At 62.5% G+C, this 16,146-nt stretch carries 15 protein-coding genes; 11 read left to right on the top strand and 4 right to left on the bottom strand.

What is annotated here, in order from left to right; all coding sequences use genetic code 11:
* Nucleotides 1-672, top strand: a 672-nt coding sequence (locus FJ964_RS16230) for a zinc-binding dehydrogenase (RefSeq protein ID WP_140551298.1), incomplete at its 5' end; no start/stop codon positions are given.
* A 272-nt stretch (nucleotides 673-944) separates the two neighbouring features.
* Nucleotides 945-1,778 carry an S-formylglutathione hydrolase gene (fghA, locus tag FJ964_RS16225; RefSeq protein ID WP_140551297.1) on the top strand — a complete coding sequence of 278 codons (834 nt, stop codon included), beginning with the start codon at nucleotides 945-947 and terminating at the stop codon, nucleotides 1,776-1,778.
* 17 nt (nucleotides 1,779-1,795) lie between these two features.
* Here the strand turns inward: fghA and FJ964_RS16220 are convergent, their stop codons facing one another.
* Nucleotides 1,796-2,761, bottom strand: coding sequence for an alpha/beta hydrolase (locus FJ964_RS16220; protein WP_224623599.1), 966 nt, complete (start codon nucleotides 2,759-2,761; stop codon nucleotides 1,796-1,798).
* A gap of 171 nt (nucleotides 2,762-2,932) precedes the next feature.
* Between FJ964_RS16220 and FJ964_RS16215 the strand changes: the two genes are divergently transcribed.
* Together FJ964_RS16215 and FJ964_RS16210 are read left to right on the top strand one after the other, a co-directional pair.
* A complete protein-coding gene (locus FJ964_RS16215; protein WP_140551296.1) occupies nucleotides 2,933-3,985 on the top strand; it encodes a 4-hydroxythreonine-4-phosphate dehydrogenase PdxA in 1,053 nt (350 codons plus the stop codon).
* A 41-nt stretch (nucleotides 3,986-4,026) separates the two neighbouring features.
* Nucleotides 4,027-5,100, top strand: a complete 1,074-nt coding sequence (locus FJ964_RS16210; protein WP_140551295.1) for a tartrate dehydrogenase — start codon at nucleotides 4,027-4,029, stop codon at nucleotides 5,098-5,100.
* A 74-nt stretch (nucleotides 5,101-5,174) separates the two neighbouring features.
* Here FJ964_RS16210 and FJ964_RS16205 read toward each other — a convergent pair whose 3' ends face one another.
* The 3 genes from FJ964_RS16205 to FJ964_RS16195 form a co-directional block, all read right to left on the bottom strand.
* Nucleotides 5,175-6,518: an MmgE/PrpD family protein gene (locus FJ964_RS16205; protein ID WP_140551294.1), complete on the bottom strand. Its 1,344-nt coding sequence runs from the start codon at nucleotides 6,516-6,518 to the stop codon at nucleotides 5,175-5,177.
* A 66-nt stretch (nucleotides 6,519-6,584) separates the two neighbouring features.
* Nucleotides 6,585-7,334: a 3-oxoacyl-ACP reductase FabG gene (gene fabG, locus FJ964_RS16200; RefSeq protein ID WP_140551293.1), complete on the bottom strand. Its 750-nt coding sequence runs from the start codon at nucleotides 7,332-7,334 to the stop codon at nucleotides 6,585-6,587.
* Between the two features lie 73 nt (nucleotides 7,335-7,407).
* Nucleotides 7,408-8,118: an FCD domain-containing protein gene (locus tag FJ964_RS16195; RefSeq protein ID WP_140551292.1), complete on the bottom strand. Its 711-nt coding sequence runs from the start codon at nucleotides 8,116-8,118 to the stop codon at nucleotides 7,408-7,410.
* A gap of 66 nt (nucleotides 8,119-8,184) precedes the next feature.
* Here FJ964_RS16195 and FJ964_RS16190 point away from each other — a divergent pair, with 66 nt between their 5' ends.
* The 7 genes from FJ964_RS16190 to FJ964_RS16160 all read left to right on the top strand — a co-directional run bounded on the left by FJ964_RS16190 (nucleotide 8,185) and on the right by FJ964_RS16160 (nucleotide 16,122).
* On the top strand, nucleotides 8,185-8,802 hold the full coding sequence (locus FJ964_RS16190) for a chromate transporter (protein WP_140551291.1): 618 nt from the start codon (nucleotides 8,185-8,187) through the stop codon (nucleotides 8,800-8,802).
* Entirely contained in the window at nucleotides 8,789-9,328 is a 540-nt protein-coding gene (locus tag FJ964_RS16185) for a chromate transporter (RefSeq protein ID WP_140551290.1), read from the top strand. Before FJ964_RS16190 ends, FJ964_RS16185 begins: the two co-directional genes overlap by 14 nt.
* Before the next feature lie 229 nt (nucleotides 9,329-9,557).
* Entirely contained in the window at nucleotides 9,558-10,625 is a 1,068-nt protein-coding gene (locus FJ964_RS16180) for an ABC transporter ATP-binding protein (protein ID WP_140551289.1), read from the top strand.
* Nucleotides 10,626-10,637: 12 nt separating this feature from the next.
* The gene (locus tag FJ964_RS16175) at nucleotides 10,638-11,684 is read left to right on the top strand and encodes an extracellular solute-binding protein (RefSeq protein ID WP_140551288.1); all 1,047 of its coding nucleotides are present in this window, start codon (nucleotides 10,638-10,640) and stop codon (nucleotides 11,682-11,684) included.
* 194 nt (nucleotides 11,685-11,878) lie between these two features.
* Nucleotides 11,879-13,549, top strand: coding sequence for an iron ABC transporter permease (locus FJ964_RS16170; RefSeq protein ID WP_224556918.1), 1,671 nt, complete (start codon nucleotides 11,879-11,881; stop codon nucleotides 13,547-13,549).
* A gap of 212 nt (nucleotides 13,550-13,761) precedes the next feature.
* A complete protein-coding gene (locus FJ964_RS16165; RefSeq protein ID WP_140551287.1) occupies nucleotides 13,762-14,469 on the top strand; it encodes an FCD domain-containing protein in 708 nt (235 codons plus the stop codon).
* A gap of 243 nt (nucleotides 14,470-14,712) precedes the next feature.
* Complete coding sequence (locus FJ964_RS16160; RefSeq protein WP_140551286.1) at nucleotides 14,713-16,122, top strand: MmgE/PrpD family protein; 1,410 nt, start codon at nucleotides 14,713-14,715, stop codon at nucleotides 16,120-16,122.
* The last annotated feature ends 24 nt before the right edge of the window (nucleotides 16,123-16,146 follow it).

Raw genomic sequence — 16,146 nt, 5'->3', positions numbered from 1 at the left:
GCCAAGGTCAATCCCGACGCGCCCTTCGACAAGATCTGCTACATCGGCTGCGGGGTGACCACCGGCGTCGGTGCCGTCATCAACACGGCAAAGGTCGAGCAAGGCGCGACCGCGGTGGTCTTCGGCCTCGGCGGCATCGGGCTGAATGTCATCCAGGGGCTGAGGCTTGCCGGCGCCGACATGATCATCGGCGTCGATCTCAACAACGACAGGCGAGCCTGGGGCGAAAAATTCGGCATGACGCATTTCGTCAATCCGAAGGAGATCGACGGCGACATCGTGCCTTACCTGGTCAACATGACCAAGCGCGGCGCCGACCAGATCGGCGGCGCCGACTACACGTTCGACTGCACCGGCAACACCAAGGTGATGCGCCAGGCGCTGGAGACTTCGCATCGCGGCTGGGGCAAGTCGGTGGTCATCGGCGTCGCCGGCGCCGGCCAGGAGATTGCGACCCGGCCGTTCCAGCTGGTCACCGGGCGGACCTGGATGGGCACCGCCTTCGGCGGCGCGCGCGGCCGCACCGACGTGCCCAGGATCGTCGACTGGTACATGGACGGCAAGATCGAGATCGACCCGATGATCACCCACACGCTCAAGCTCGAGGACATCAACAAGGGTTTCGACCTCATGCATGAGGGCAAGTCGATCAGGAGTGTCGTGGTTTACTGAGAAAGCCACACGCCGCGGGCCCGAGGACATCCCCACTTGGACCGACAGGAGTCCTGTCGGGTTGAGGAGGCGGGTCACAGGAACGCCCGGACTTTTCGCTACCTCCAGCCTCCCGGCCAGGTCGGCGTGTTCCCAAAGTCCGGCGTCGACCGGCGGCGTAACCGAGGTGAACCTCGGTCACGCCGCCGGTGCTGTTTGCAGGGCTGAAGGTTGCGGGCGCGGCGGCCGGCAGTTATGTCGGACCGAAAGGCCATGACGAAAAGGCAGAGTTGATGAAAGTCGTTTCCACGTCCAAGTCGCATGGCGGCGTCCAGGGTGTTTATTCGCACGCTTCAGAGGTCTGCGCCTGCGACATGACCTTTGCCGTCTTCGTGCCGCCGCAGGCCAAGGATGGGCCGGTGCCGGTGCTGTGGTATCTTTCGGGTCTCACCTGCACCCATGCCAACGTCATGGACAAGGGCGAGTACCGGCGCCTGGCGGCCGAGCTTGGTCTCATCGTGGTCTGCCCCGACACCAGCCCGCGCGGTGCCGATGTGCCGGACGAGAAGGATAATTGGCAGTTCGGCTGCGGCGCCGGTTTCTATGTCGATGCGACGCAGCAGCCTTACGCCAGGAACTACCGTATGTATTCCTACGTTCTCGACGAACTGCCGGGATTAATCGCCGCGAACTTCCCTGCCGACACGGCGCGCCAGGGCATATCGGGTCATTCGATGGGCGGACACGGCGCGTTGACGATCGCGCTGAAGAACCCCGACCGCTTCAGGAGTTGCTCGGCCTTCGCGCCGATCGTTCAGCCGACGACAGCTGGCTGGTCGCGGCCTGCGCTCGAGAAATATCTCGGCGCCGACGACAGGCACTGGCGCGCCTATGACGCCACGCTGCTTATCGAGGACGGCCGCCGTTTTGGCGAGTTCCTGGTTGATCAGGGCACGGCCGATGGGTTCCTTGACGAAGGCCTCCGTCCGTGGCTGCTCGATGAAGCCTGCAAGAAGGCCGGCATCGACCTCACCTTGCGCATGCAGGAAGGCTACGATCATTCCTACAACTTCATCTCGACCTTCATGGACGATCACCTGAAGTGGCACGCCGCGCGGCTAGGCTGAAGAACCGCCGGGCATTATCAGCGGTAGGGCTTCGGCTCGCCGCCTTTGAAGAACGTCCAGAAGCTTTCATAGATCAGGTCGGGACGGTGCTCGGCCGGGTAGTGGCCCGTCGGAATGGCCCAGCCTCTAAGGTCCGGCGCCCAAGGGGCCCATGCCTCGATAGGCGTGAGATGGCGTCCGACATGACTGTTGCTGCCCCAGATCACCATGACCGGGCATCCGATCTTCTTCTTGCCGAAATCGGCTGTGTCCATGGCAAGGTCGAGTGTCACGGTCGCCCGGTAGTCCTCGCACACCGCGTGGATCTGCTCAGGCGTCGTGCAGCGGGCATATTCCTTGAAGGCTTCCGGCGTGAATATCTCCAGCCCCACGCCCTTCTTGTTGAGCTTGTACTGGATGTAATAGTCGAGGTCTGCGCAGATCAGCTTTTCCGGAAACGGCGCCTTCTGCGCCATGAAGAACCAGTGATAGCTTTCCAGCCCCCAGCCTAGGGTGACGTTGGTGAGAAGATGATAGGTCGGGATGATATCGAGCGCGCAGAAGCGCGTGATCCTGTCAGGCCGATCGAGCGCCATGCGGAAACCGACGCGCGCGCCGCGGTCATGGCCGGCAAGCGCGAATTTTTCAAAGCCGAGTTCGCTCATCACGTCGAAGGCATCTTCGCCCATGGCGCGGAAGCTGTATGCGGCATGGTCAGGGCCGCCGTCGGGCTTCGAACTGTCGCCGTACCCGCGCAGGTCGATGGCAACCACCGTGAAGGATTTCGCCAGCGAAGGCGCGATCCGGTGCCAACTGACATGCGTCAACGGATTGCCGTGGACCAGCAGCAATGCCGGGCCTGAGCCCGCGATCGCGACATTGATCTCGGCTCCCCTGGTCTTGATCCTCCTGTAGGAAAATCCCTCCATCAGGCTCCGATGCTCCTTCTCCAGAGGGGGCATGAGGGATGCGGCGGCGACGTCCGAGGCGTTTTGACTGGCCATAAGGTTCTCCAGAGCTCTGTCCCCTAAACCTCGCCTTCAAATTGAATACTGTCAACAATTTTCAGTTGACTTTTTTTGGATGCAGCGCAACATCGCACCGAGGTCGCCAAGCGAGGCTTGCGCGGCCACCATCGGGTGGCCTTGCCACCGCCGAGCCGAAGGGGCGTGTCCATGCCAGATTCAGATAAGTCCTCGCCCAAAGCCGCTTCGCTCCCTTGCCTGGCCCTCTTGCCGGGCGATATGACCGGCATCGGCCCGGAACTCGTTGCGCGCGTGCTGTCGGATGGCCGACTTTCCGATGCTGCGCGCATCGTCGTTCTCGGCGACCGGCGTGTCCTGGAGATGGGGGCGCGCGATGCCGGTGTGTCTCTCTCCATCAAGACCGTGCCGGACGTCGCCTCGATCGACTGGAACGCGGTGCAGACGCCCGTCATCGATCTCGGCAACATCGACCCCGCGGCCTTGCCGCGCGGCGTGGTTTCTGCCGAGTCCGGAAGGCTGACCGGAGACACGTTGGCCGCCGCCGTGCGGCTGGCGATGAAGGGCGAAGTGGACGGCATCACCTTCGCACCGCTGAACAAGGCGGCGCTTCATGCCGGCGGCTGGAAATTTCCGGACGAGCACAAGATGTTTGCCCATTTGCTGGAACACAAAGGATATTTCTCCGAGATGAACGTTCTCGACGGCCAATGGATGTCGCGCGTCACCTCGCACGTCTCCATGCGCACGGCTCTCGACCAGATCACCCATGACAGCATCATCGAAGCAATCCAACTTGTTGACCGCACCATGCAACGCGCCGGCATGAAGAAGCCGCGCATCGCCGTCGCTGCCCTCAACCCGCATGCCGGCGAGAACGGGCTGTTCGGGCGCGAGGAGATCGATCTGATCGGTCCGGCGGTAAAGGTCGCCGCGGCAACGGGCATCGATTGCAGCGGGCCTTTCCCCGCCGACACCATCTACATCAAGGCCTTCGCCGGCGAATATGACAGTGTGGTCGCCATGTACCATGATCAGGGGCAGATCGCGACCAAGCTGCGCGGCTTCAATCGCGGCGTGACCGTCACGGCCGGCCTCGAAACCGTCTTCACCACGCCGGCGCACGGAACCGCCTTCGACATCGTCGGCAAAGGCGTCGCCTCGACAGGTGCGCTGGAGAGTGCGGTTCGACTTGCGGCCCAGCTTGCGCGCCGCAAAAACACAGAGCGCCAGGTTGCAGCCTGACCGATGTCAGCCAACCGGCCTTGAAACCAACTGGAAGCCAAATGACGAAATCCAACAGTTTCCGCATCGCGGTCATCCCCGGCGATGGCATCGGCAAGGAGGTCGTGCCGGAGGGCGTACGCGTCCTGGAAAAGGTCGCTTCGCGCTTCGGCATCGGCCTGTCGTTCGACTGGTTCGATTTCGCCTCCTACGATTATTATGCCCGTCACGGCCGGATGCTGCCTGAGGACTGGAAGGCAAGGATCGGATCGCATGACGCGATCTTCTTTGGCGCCGTCGGCTGGCCTGCCGGCGTGCCCGACCACGTGTCGCTGTGGGGGTCGCTTCTCCAGTTCAGGCGCGAGTTCGATCAATACGTCAACCTGCGGCCGGTGCGCCTTATGCCGGGTGTGCCGAGCCCGCTCGCCGGGCGCGGCCCAGGCGATATCGATTTCTGGGTGGTGCGCGAAAACACCGAAGGCGAGTATTCGTCGATAGGCGGCCGCATCTTCCCGGGCACCGAGCGCGAAGTGGTGGTGCAGGAAACAGTCATGACGCGCATTGGCGTCGATCGTGTGCTGAGGTTCGCGTTCGAGCTTGCCGCCAAGAGCAAGCGCAAACACCTGACCTCGGCCACCAAGTCGAACGGCATCTCGATCAGCATGCCCTACTGGGACGAGCGCGTGGAGGAAATGGCCAAGGCTTTTCCCGATGTGCGCTGGGACAAATACCACATCGATATCCTGACGGCCCAGTTCGTGCTTCATCCCGACTGGTTCGACGTGGTCGTCGCCTCCAACCTTTTCGGCGACATTCTGTCCGATCTCGGCCCGGCCTGCACGGGAACGATCGGCATCGCGCCGAGCGCCAATATCAATCCCGACCGCAATTTTCCGTCCCTGTTCGAGCCGGTTCACGGCTCGGCGCCGGATATTGCGGGGCAAGGGATTGCAAATCCCGTCGGGCAGATCTGGTCGGCCGCGATGATGCTCGACCATCTCGGGCAGACTGAGGCGGCCGCCGGGATCGTTTCGGCCATCGAGACCATTCTCGCCGAGCCTTCGCTGCGCACGCGCGACCTTGGCGGCGCCGCAAACACCGTCGAGTGCGGCAAGGCGATCGCCGCAGCACTTTGACCTTCAGATCGTCGGCACCAAGGCAGAGAGGGTGTTTGCGTCGGCGAGATCGACCGCCGCTGCATGAGAACCGTTCAGCCCACGGGGGTTGCGGCGCGGGCGATGGCGGCGGCGTCTTCGAGCGTCTCTATCTCCCAGCACAGATCCCGCAGGCGCGCCGTTGCCGTGGCGCCCAGAACCGCTTCGGCAAGCCCGCCGAATTTTGCGTTCAGATCGTCGTCGGTCATCGGCCGCGCCAGGCTGCCGATCGCGTGCTCGACATGTTTCCTCAGGACGCGGCCGTCCTTGAGCCTGATCGTCACGTGACATTCGTCTTCGGCGACGCTTTGCGATGCCGCTGCACTCACGCGGTCGCGCAGCGCAATCACCTCCGGGTCGCGCACGCTCGCATCGCTGTATTCCTCCTCGCCGGCGCGGCCTTCGATGATGGCCACCGCTGCCGAATGGTAGACGCTGAACTTGCCCTCGAGACCGACCTTCGGCGTCTTCTTGCCGGTCAGCTCAAGCACCAGCGGATCGACTTCCAGTTCGATGCCCTCGATCTGCGCGGCCGTCAGTCCGAACTCGTTGCGCAATTGCACGCAGCCGTCGATGATCGGGTGGATGACGATGCCGCAGGCAAACGGCTTGTAGGTGTTCAGCGCGATCTCGAAGCTCTCGCCCAGACCTTTGGTGATCTCGTCGAAATTGCGTTCGGTCGACATGACGTGGGCGAAACCGCGCGGCGCCTCGAGCACGCGATTTGACGAGGTGAAATCGCGTTGCGCCATGAAGGCGGAGAGCAGTCCATTTTGCGCTGCGCGGCCCGGATGGAAGCTCTTGCACATGGTGCCGAACATCTCGCGGAAACCCGAAGACTGCGTTCCGGCGATGCCGAGCGCCCAGATCATCTGCTGTTCGGTGAGGCCAAGCAGCCGCCCCGCTGCGGCGGCGGCGCCAAAGACGCCGGCTGTTCCGGTGATGTGCCAGCCGATGTCGTAGTGAGCGGGGTATACCGCGTTGCCGATACGGCATTCGACCTCGACGCCGAGGATAAAGGCATGCAGCAGATCACGGCCGCTTACCGGCCGCAACTGAGCAAGGCTCAGGATCGCGGAGGCGACCGGCCCGGCGGGATGGATGATGGTGCGCAGATGCGTGTCGTCGAAGTCGAAAACATGGCTGGCGATGCCGTTGAGAAGCGCGGCGTTGAGTGCGTCCAGCCGTTCGCCGCGGCCCAATATGGAAGCCTGATCCCTGCCGGCAAACGGCGACACGGCCGCGAGCGCAATATCGACGCTCGCATGTTGCGAGCCGCCCACCGCGCAGCCTGTCCAGTTGAGGAAGGAGCGTACCGCTTCGCGCCGGACATTACCGGGCACGCTGTCTGCGGATGCCGACACGACATAGCGGGCCAGTGTGGCGGTGACGTCAATCATTTTATCCCCTGGATTGCTGTTGCACAGGACTGCCTGCCGGCGTGCTTTGCTGGTGATTGGCGCGGATCACGCCATGAAGGCGCCGCCGTTGACGTGAACGGTCTGGCCGGTGATGTAGCGGGCCGCGGGGCCGCAGAGATAGCGCACAAGCAAGGCGACTTCCTGCGGCGTTCCAAGCCGGCCGACCGGCGGCAGTTTCCCGACATGGTGAGAGGGTTCTCCGCCTGCCCGCACTGTGTCGATCATGCCGGGCGAAACGCAATTGACGGTAATGCCGTCGCCGGCAAGGTCATGGGCGAGCGCGCGCGTGAAGCCGGATAGGCCCGCCTTCGCGGTCACGACATGAGCGCGTCCGCCAGCGCCGGTATGCGCCGACAAGCCACCGATATTGATCACTGCTCCCTGTCCTGACTTCTTGAGGTGCGGGAGCGCCGCATGGGCGGTCAGGAACGCGCCGTCGAGGATGATCGAAAGCACGTCGCGCCATTCGGTGAAGCTCATATCCTCGAACGCGGTTTCATGTCGTACGGCGGCGCTGTTGACGAGAATGTCTATGCCGCCGAACTCCCGAACGGTCGCGCCGATCAAGGCATCGACGGCACGTGGGTCGACGACATCCGCCAGGACGGCCTTGGCCTTTCCTCCGGCGGCTGCGATTTCATTGACGACGGACTGGGCTTCAGCCTGGGAGTTGCGTGCGTTCACGACCACGGCGGCCCCGGCGCCGGCAAGCTCCAGCGCCATGATGCGTCCGATATTGCGGGCGGCTCCCGTTACAATGGCGACGCGGCCTTCCAATTCCCGTCCGCCGTTCATGCCAAGCTCCCGTTGGACCGGTCCGGGCCGGCCACTACCATTGAAGGCATCTCTCGAGACCGATCGGTGCGGCTCATGCGAGATTCCCGGTGTCGGGCGCGTTGCCGCTCGAATGTCCAGGGACGGCCGCTGCCGGCAGGGTCATACGGCTCTTGCCGCTTTGCACATGCAGGAAGGCTGCCTCCATGGCGGCTGTCGCGTCGCCGTTTCGCAATGCCGCAACGATGCGGCGATGCTCAATATTGGACACGGAGAGGCCGCCGCCTTGCAGCAGCGCGCGCTCCCGAAACAGGTGCAGTTCCTTGACGAGTTCGGAATAGGCCTTGTGCAGCCGGCCGTTCCCCGCGAAGCGCAGGATCGAATCGTGGAATTCCAGATTGAGCGGGTAGTAGGCATCGAGCGAATGCATGGCGACCGCCTCCTCCATGCCATCGAGCAAGCGCTCTAGTTCCGAAATATGCGCCGCCGTGACCTTCGTGGCCAGGAGGCGCGCCGCCGACGCGAACAACCCCGCACGCACGTCGTAAAGCTCGGCGGCCTGGTCCTCGCCGATCCTGCGCATGAACACGCCCCGGTTGGGGACAAGCTCGAGCAGGCCTTTCTCGGCAAGCCCGCGGCAGACTTCGCGGATGGGACCGCGGCTCACCGAAAAGCGGGTCGCCAGCGAATTCTCGTTCAGTCTCTCACCCGGGGCGAATTCTCCCGACAGGATGAGACTCTCCAACTCGCGCCGCAGGACGCTTGTCAGGGAGTGGTTCTGAAGAAACTCAAGCTCGGCCCTCATGAGATCGTGATCTACTATTTACTGCAAACTGTCAACAGAATACAGTGTGGCTGACAGGCAGGATCGTTGCTGGCCGAAAAGCTGGAGAACCGGAGTTTCATGCCTCAGGCGGACATCCCGCTGGTGAAGGATGCGTTGCCTTCGCCAAGCCTTTTCGAACTCTTCCTGGCGTTTGCCAAGCTCGGCATCACGAGCATTGGCGGGGGCGTGAACGGCATGATGCACACGGAATTCGTAGTGAATCGGGGCTGGTTCACCGACCGGCAGTTTCTGTCCGGCCTGGCTCTTGCCCAGTCCTTGCCCGGTGTCAACGTTGCAAACCTGGCGCTCTGGCTCGGATATCAACTCAGAGGTTTCCTCGGAGCCTTCGTGGCGCTGTTGGCAGTGGTGCTGCCCCCGGCCATCGCGATCATCCTGATAGGAAATGTCGTGCTGAGGCTCAGCGCCGATCCCGCGATCGGCGCGCTGCTTGCGGGCCTCGCCGTCGCGGCAGCCGGACTGTCGCTTTCCGTCGGCTATCTTGCCATGCGGTATGCCTGCGTCGACGTCATTTCAACGGTCCTGTTTGCCTGCACGCTGGTCGGTGCATCGGTCTTTCATCTTTCTGCTCTCGCCATCGTTGCGGTGCTGGCGCCCATCGGCATCGGCATCGGCTTTGTAAGAAAACGGCATGAAAGACGATAATCTGCTTCTTACCCTGTGTCTGGTGTTCGCGCCTTTGTCATTGATGGCCATCGGCGGCGGATCCTCCATTCTGGGCGAATTGCAGCACAGCGTCGTCGATGACAGGCACTGGCTGACCAACAAGGCTTTCCTCGACATGTTCGCCATCTCCCGCGTCGCACCCGGACCGGGAACCCTGATCGTCACGCTGATGGGATGGCACCTTGCCGGATGGGCGGGGGCTATCGTTTCGACGATCGCGATCTTTGCGCCGTCCTCGCTGATGGTGATCGTGATCGCGCATTTCTGGCACAGCCGTCCGGATGCGGCGTGGCAAGGCGCCCTGGTCTATGGTTTGGCGCCGCTCGCCGCGGGGCTGGTGCTGTCCAGCGTCTTGGCTCTCCTGAGCAACGCGAAAGGCGGCTGGATCGCTTGGTGCGTGGCCATCATGGTCGCCGTTGCGGCGCGTAGGGTTCGTTTGAGCCCCTTGACGCTGATGGTCGTCGGATCGGTCCTCTTTTGCGGCCTGCTGATGGCTGTAGGATAACGCATGTCGCCCAAATTTTGGGACAGTGACAAGGCATGGAGAAGAGCTGAAGCGCGTCGCACGGATCCGTTTCCACGCGAAGCGCCCGGCAATTCCGGCCGACAAATGCCGCTGCTCTTAACGGCAATGCAGATAGTCGTCAGTTAATTGTTGACAATTAACAAAATTAGACCGACCTTGGGGAAGAGGCACAGGCACATCGCTTGTGAGTGAGTGTTCGGGAGGACCCATGGCCTTTGTGGAACTCGACAATCTGACCAAGCGCTACGGGAAGTTGACCGTCGTCAATCAGGTCGACCTCTCTATCGAGAAGGGCAAGCTGGTGTGCCTGCTCGGGCCGTCGGGCTGTGGCAAGACCACCACCTTGCGCCTGGTCGCCGGGTTCGTTCAGCCGTCGGATGGTCAGATCCGCGTCGGCGGCCGTGTCGTGTCGTCGCCGCATGCCAGCGAGCCTCCGGAAGCCCGCAACATGTCGATGATCTTCCAAAGCTATGCGCTCTGGCCGCATATGACGGTGTTCGAGAACATCGCCTACGGCCTGCGGCTCCGCCGTATGGGCAAGAGCGACATTCAGGCAAAGGCCGGTCGCATCCTCCAGGCGACCAAGCTTGAAAAACTGGCTGAGCGCTATCCAGGCGAACTGTCGGGCGGTCAGCAGCAGCGTGTTTCCCTTGCCAGGGCCCTTGTCATCGAGCCGGAGACGCTGCTGCTCGACGAGCCGCTTTCCAATCTCGACGCCAATCTTCGCGAGGAGATGCGGTTTGAAATCCGTCGGCTTCACGACGAGTTCCGCTACACGACCGTCTACGTCACTCACGATCAGACCGAGGCTATGACCGCCGCCGATGTCATCGTGGTGATGAACCAGGGCAATGTCGAGCAGGCTGGTTCTCCCGAGGACATCTACGAACGACCGCGCTCGGAATTCGTCGCGCAGTTCATCGGCGGCACCAACATCTTCAAGGGCAAGCGGATCGGAACGGACACCGTCGATTGCGGCAATGGTTTGGTGCTGCGCTGCGGCAGCGGCGACTACGCCTCCAACGGCCAGACCGCGGTGTCGGTGCGGCATCACGACCTGCACCTCACGAACGAGAAGCCGAAAGGCGATCCGAGCAACTGGGCCACCGGAAAGGTGCTGCGCCAGGTCTATCTCGGGTCGCATCGCGACTATCTCGTCAATCTATCAGGTGGCGAAACCGTGCGGGCGATTGCGCCCGTCGATGTCGCGGTCCCGGAAAACCAGCAAATCTGGCTTCATTGCCCACCTGATCGCTGCCGGGCGCTCGCGCACTAAAGGGAGAGAGAAATGTCGAACACGAAAGTCGCAGCAGGCGCGCTTTTGGCAGCCTTGGCGTGGAGCCAGGTGGCCTGGGCCGCACCGCCGGAGCCCTATCATGTGACGGACGAGCTGGTTGCCGCGGCAACCAAGGAGGGCTCGGTCGTCTACTACACCTCCACCGACGTGCAGGTTGCCGAGAAACTGGGCTCCGCCTTCGAGGCGCATTATCCGGGCATCAAGGTCCAGGTGGAGAGGGCCGGTTCCGAGCGCGTCTTTCAGCGCATAGGGCAGGAATATTCGAGCGGCATCCACAATGCCGATGTCATCGAGACCTCCGACGCATCCCACTTCCTCACATTCAAGGATCAGAACTGGCTGACGCCGGCCGTTCCCGAGGACGTGGCCAAGATGTGGCCGGAAAAGGATCGTGACCCCGACGGGCTCTATGCGGCTTTCCGCGCCACGCTGACCGTCATCGCCTACCGGACCGACTTGGTGAAGGAAGAGGACGCACCAAAGACCTGGACCGATCTGCTCGATCCCAAATACAAGGACAAGCTGGTCAAGTCGCATCCTGGCTACAGCGGCAACGTGATGACCGCGACCTATGCCCTCAGCCAGCTTCTCGGTTGGGACTATTTCGAGAAACTGGGCAAGCAGGGCGTCATGCAGGTCCAGTCCTCGACGGAGCCGCCGAAGGTCCTTGCCCAGGGCGAGCGCCCGATCCAGGCTGATGGCAATGAGTACAACGTGTTCATCCTCCAGGACAAAGGCGTGCCGATCAAGGCGGTCTATCCGGCGGAAGGAACCTCCATCGCCTACGGCAACGCCGCCATCCTGGCTTACGCTCCTCATCCAAACGCAGCCAAGCTTTTCTATTCCTTCATGTTCTCGCAGGAAGCCCAGCAATTGAACGACGATTTCGGTGGTCTGCGTTCGGTTCGGCCGGACGTGAAGGAAAAGTCCAACCGCACGCCGCTTTCCCAGATCAAGCTGCTTGAGTCCGACCCGGCGAACGTTCGCGACGCCATCGAAGAGATCAAGCAGAAATACGAAGAGTATTTTGGCACGTGAGTAGCGGTTCGCCGTCAAGTTGGACCGGTGGCAGAATGAAATGATTTTGCGATGTCGTCACAGGCGACATCGTAAGATCCCGGGTCGGGCCGGGGGTGTTCTGCCGATATCAGATCAAGCTCAGAGGTGACCAGGTGACCATCGCTGCATTGTCCCCCGATTCCGCCACAAGGCGGCGCCTCGGCAGGTTCGATTTGTCGACACCTCTTTTCGTGCTGCTGGCCGGCATCCTGTGCGTGCTGGTGCTGCTGCCATTGTTCTGGCTGGGCTACTACAGCATCACCAACAAGGCGGGTTCCCTGACCCTGGCGAATTTCGCCCGCCTCTTTACCGACGCCACAATTCGCAGGGCGTTCCTCATCGCACTTGGCATGGCTGGCTGCGTCGGACTGTTCTCGTGTCTCGTCGCCACGCCGCTGGCCTGGCTTGTCGCGCGCACCGACATGCCGGGGCAGCGCCTGGTCCGCAGTCTGGTGACGGCATCGTTCGTGACGCCGCCCTTTCTGGGCGCCATTGCCTGGGCAATGCTGGCCGCGCCGAACAGCGGTATTCTCAACAATATCTACCGCTGGGCCTTCGGTCTCGACCAGTCGCAAAGCCTGTTCGATATCTACACCTTCACCGGGCTGGTCTTCGCGGTCACCTGCTATTCGTTTCCCTTCGTCTTCACGCTGGTGGCCAACGCCTTCGACAAGGTGCCGTCCGACCTGGAGGAAGCATCGGCGATTCTCGGCGGCAAGCCCGGCACGACGCTGCGGCGGGTGACGCTGCCCATGGTGCTGCCTGCCATGCTCGCCGGGTCCCTGGTCGCCATCGTCCAGGCTTTCACCATGTTCGGCTCGCCGGCGATCCTGGCGCTGCCGGCCGGCTTCCACGTCATCACCACCAAGATCTGGAGCTATTTCCAGTTTCCGCCGCGGCTCGATCTCGCCGCGGCCAGTGCCGTGCCCCTGCTCGTGGTCACCATGCTCCTGCTCTGGGGGCAGAGATGGCTGCTCGGGCGCCGCGGCTATACCGTGCTCGGCGGCAAGAGCGGCACGCCGCGGCGCGTGAAGCTGGGCAACTGGAAATGGCTGGCCGGCGCATATGTGTTGTTCATCCTGTGCGTTACGGTCCTGTTTCCCTATCTGGCCCTGCTCAAAGTGGCTCTGACGCACAATATTTCCGAGCCGCTGAGCTGGAGTTCGTTGACGCTCCATAATTTCCATTTCGTGCTCTTCGAATTTTCCAGCACGCGGCTGGCCATCTGGAACACCTTGATCCTTGGTTTGTCGACGGCAACGATCGCGACCGGCATCGCGCTTGTGGTGTCGTATCTGGTTGCGCGCCGCGCCGCGCCGGGCGCGGCATTTCTGGGCGTGCTGGCAACCGCGCCGATAGCCATTCCGGGCATCGTGCTCGGCGTCGGGCTTTTCCTCGCCTATGCCAACCCGACATTCGGTCTCTACGGTACCTTGTGGATCCTGCTGATCGCCTTCCTGACGATCGAGCTTCCGGCCGGTTATCAGCAATTGTCATCGGCATTCCATGGCGTGCATCCGGAACTGGAGGAAGCCAGCCGCATTCTCGGCGCCACCCGCCTGAAGACCTTGTGGCAGATCACGGCGCCGTTGCTGCGCACCAGCCTGATCGCGGCCTGGTGCTTCGTCTTCATCGGCACCATCCGGGAATTGTCGGCGACCGTGCTTCTGACGACGGCGCAGACCAAGCTGGTCTCGGTCATCATCTACGACCTCAACGAGAGCGGCGACTACGGAGCGATTGCGGTACTCGGCATCTTGCTGTTGGTGGTTTCGTTCACCGTTGTTTTTATTGCGAACAAGGTCCCGGTTCTCGGCGGAGCGCCTCCCAGGAGCGGTGGCTGAGGTGGATGCCGGTCTTGATTCCACAGCAATTGTCCGCGTTTCGCTTGACAAGAGGAAGTATGTCTCAGTCATGGTCCTGCTTGGATGCCGTCGGCATCAATTGGACGAAGGAGATCAAACCGTGGATGATGCCCAGGCAAAGTGTTCGCGGCCAGCGAGGCCGGATCAGGCAAATCGTGTCGTCCGCGGGGCATTGAACGGAATTCGGGCTCATGGCTAACGAAACCGAAAACATGTCGGGATTTTCGCCCATCGACTTTTTGCGCACGCGCTCGCTCGCCAATGTCGTGCAGCACGAAATAGAGCGAATGATCGTCGAGGGAGAATTCACGCCCAACGAACGGATCAACGAAAACGCGCTGGCCCAGCAGCTCAAGGTCAGTCGGGGGCCGATCCGGGAAGCTTGCAGCGCGCTTGCGGCTCTGGGGCTGATCCAGGTGATCCCCAACCGGGGCTTTTTCGTGCGCGAGCTCAGCGAAGATGAAGCCCGCGATGTGTCGGAAGCACGCGCCTGCATCTTCGCGTGCATGACCATGAGCGTCGCGGAGAAGATCACCGATCCCGAAATTGCCAAATTGCGTGCGCTCGTCGACCGCATGGACGAACTGGCGAAGATCGGCGAGGTGAGCCAGTATTATCCGGTCAATCTGGAGTTCCATTCGGAACTGGCGAGGATGTGCGGCAACGGCCGCCTGGCGCAGATCTATCTCGGCCTTGCACGGGAACTCCACATCCAGCGCTACCGCGCACTGGCGAGTGGCGACGTGCTCGACATATCCAATCGCGAGCACCGGGCCATCGTGGAAGCCGTTGCCGCACGTGATCCGCAGCGGGCCTTCGCGGCCGGGCGCGAGCACATCGTCAACGGCACCTCGCGCACGCGCCGGGCAACCGTGGCTTTGCGACACGCTTCGGACTGACCGCCGTAGAGACGCTTCTCGGAAGAAGGCGAATTCGCCGCTGAAGCGCCGGAATGCGCCGTTTATGGCCTGCGCTCGTCATTTCCGTCCCACAGATCCAGTCCGGACGGTCCTCATTTTGTCGACAAAAAATTGTTGACAGTTTACCAAAACTGCTTTCTAGTCCTGCTCGCAACCCTGGCAAGCAAGGGCCCGCGCGAGCGGGTTCTTGGTTCGAGACACGGTCGACAAAGAGGATTTTCAATGCACGACATGGCACAGGCAGGTCTCACGAAATACGTGGCGGAGTTCGTCGCAGCAGCCACTCCGCAGGATCTGCCGGATGACGTCATCGCTCTCGGCAAGAAGTCGATACTGGACGGCATCGGGCTTGCTCTTTCGGGCTCCGTCGCGCAAAGCGGCGACCTCGTCCGCCGCCATCTCGACGAACTCGGGCTGATGCTTGGCGCCGCGACGGTGATTGGCGCGGGCCGCAAGGTTGCGCCGCGCTTTGCCGCGTTTGCGAACGGCGTCGGCATCCATGCCGATGATTATGACGACACCCAGCTGGCCGTCGCTTCCGATCGCGTCTATGGCTTGCTGACCCATCCGACTGCGCCGGCATTGCCCGCGGCACTGGCCGTCGGCGAACTGGTGGGCGCCTCGGGCAGGGACGTCATGCTGGCCTACCATCTCGGGGTCGAGGTCGAGTGCAAGATCGCCGAAGCGATCGCGCCTCGCCACTATCAGACTGGATTTCACGCGACCGCCACTTGCGGCACGTTCGCCGCCGCCTCGGCCGCGGCCTCGCTGCTTCGCTTCGATGCCAAGACCACGGCGCGCGCTCTTTCGATCGCCGGCAGCCAGTCGGCCGGCCTGCGCGAGAATTTCGGCACGATGACCAAGCCGTTCCATGCAGGGCGCGCATCGGAAAGCGGCGTCGCCGCCGCGCAGTTCGCCGCCCATGGATGGACTGCCACCGACAAGATTCTGGAGGCCCCGCGCGGCTTCTTCCAGGCCGCCGGCGGCGGTTACGACGAGAACGCCATCCGTGGACGCCTCGGCGCGCCGTGGACGTTCGTCGAGCCGGGCATCTCGATCAAGCCGCATCCCTCGGGGTCGTTGACCCATCCCGGCATGACCGAGATGGCGCGCCTTATCCGCGAGAACGATATCAAGGCCGCTGACGTGAAGCGCGTGCGGGTCGGCACCAACTCGAACATGCCGAATGCCCTGATCCATCACAATCCGCATGACGAGCTCCAGGCCAAGTTCTCGATGGAGTTCTGCATGGCCATCCTGCTGCTCGACGGCAAGGCCGGACTTGGCGAGTTCACCGACGCGACGACGCAGCGGGCCGATGTCAAAGCCATGATCGACAAAGTGGATTTCGTAATCGATGAAAAGGCCGAGAAGGCCGGCTATCACAAGATGACGACGATCATCGATGTCACGCTGAATGACGGCCGTGTCATTCACGGCGAAGCCGACTTCGGAAAGGGCAGTCCGGCCAACCCGATGAGCTACGAGGAGGTTGCCGACAAGTTCAGGGACAATGCGGCTCATGCCCGTCTTGCCCGTTCGGCGGCGGACGAGGTCGTCGCGCTGGTGCGCGACCTGGAGCGGCAGCCCTCGCTGGAGCGGCTGATGAGCCTCGTCGCCAAGGCCGGCTGACAGATCTCAAAGACGCCGCGGCGG

Source organism: Mesorhizobium sp. B2-3-2, from assembly GCF_006442295.1.
Taxonomy (GTDB): Bacteria; Pseudomonadota; Alphaproteobacteria; order Rhizobiales; family Rhizobiaceae; genus Mesorhizobium.
Note: the sequence above shows the minus strand (reverse complement) of the source record. Positions and strands in the feature narration are given on the sequence as shown.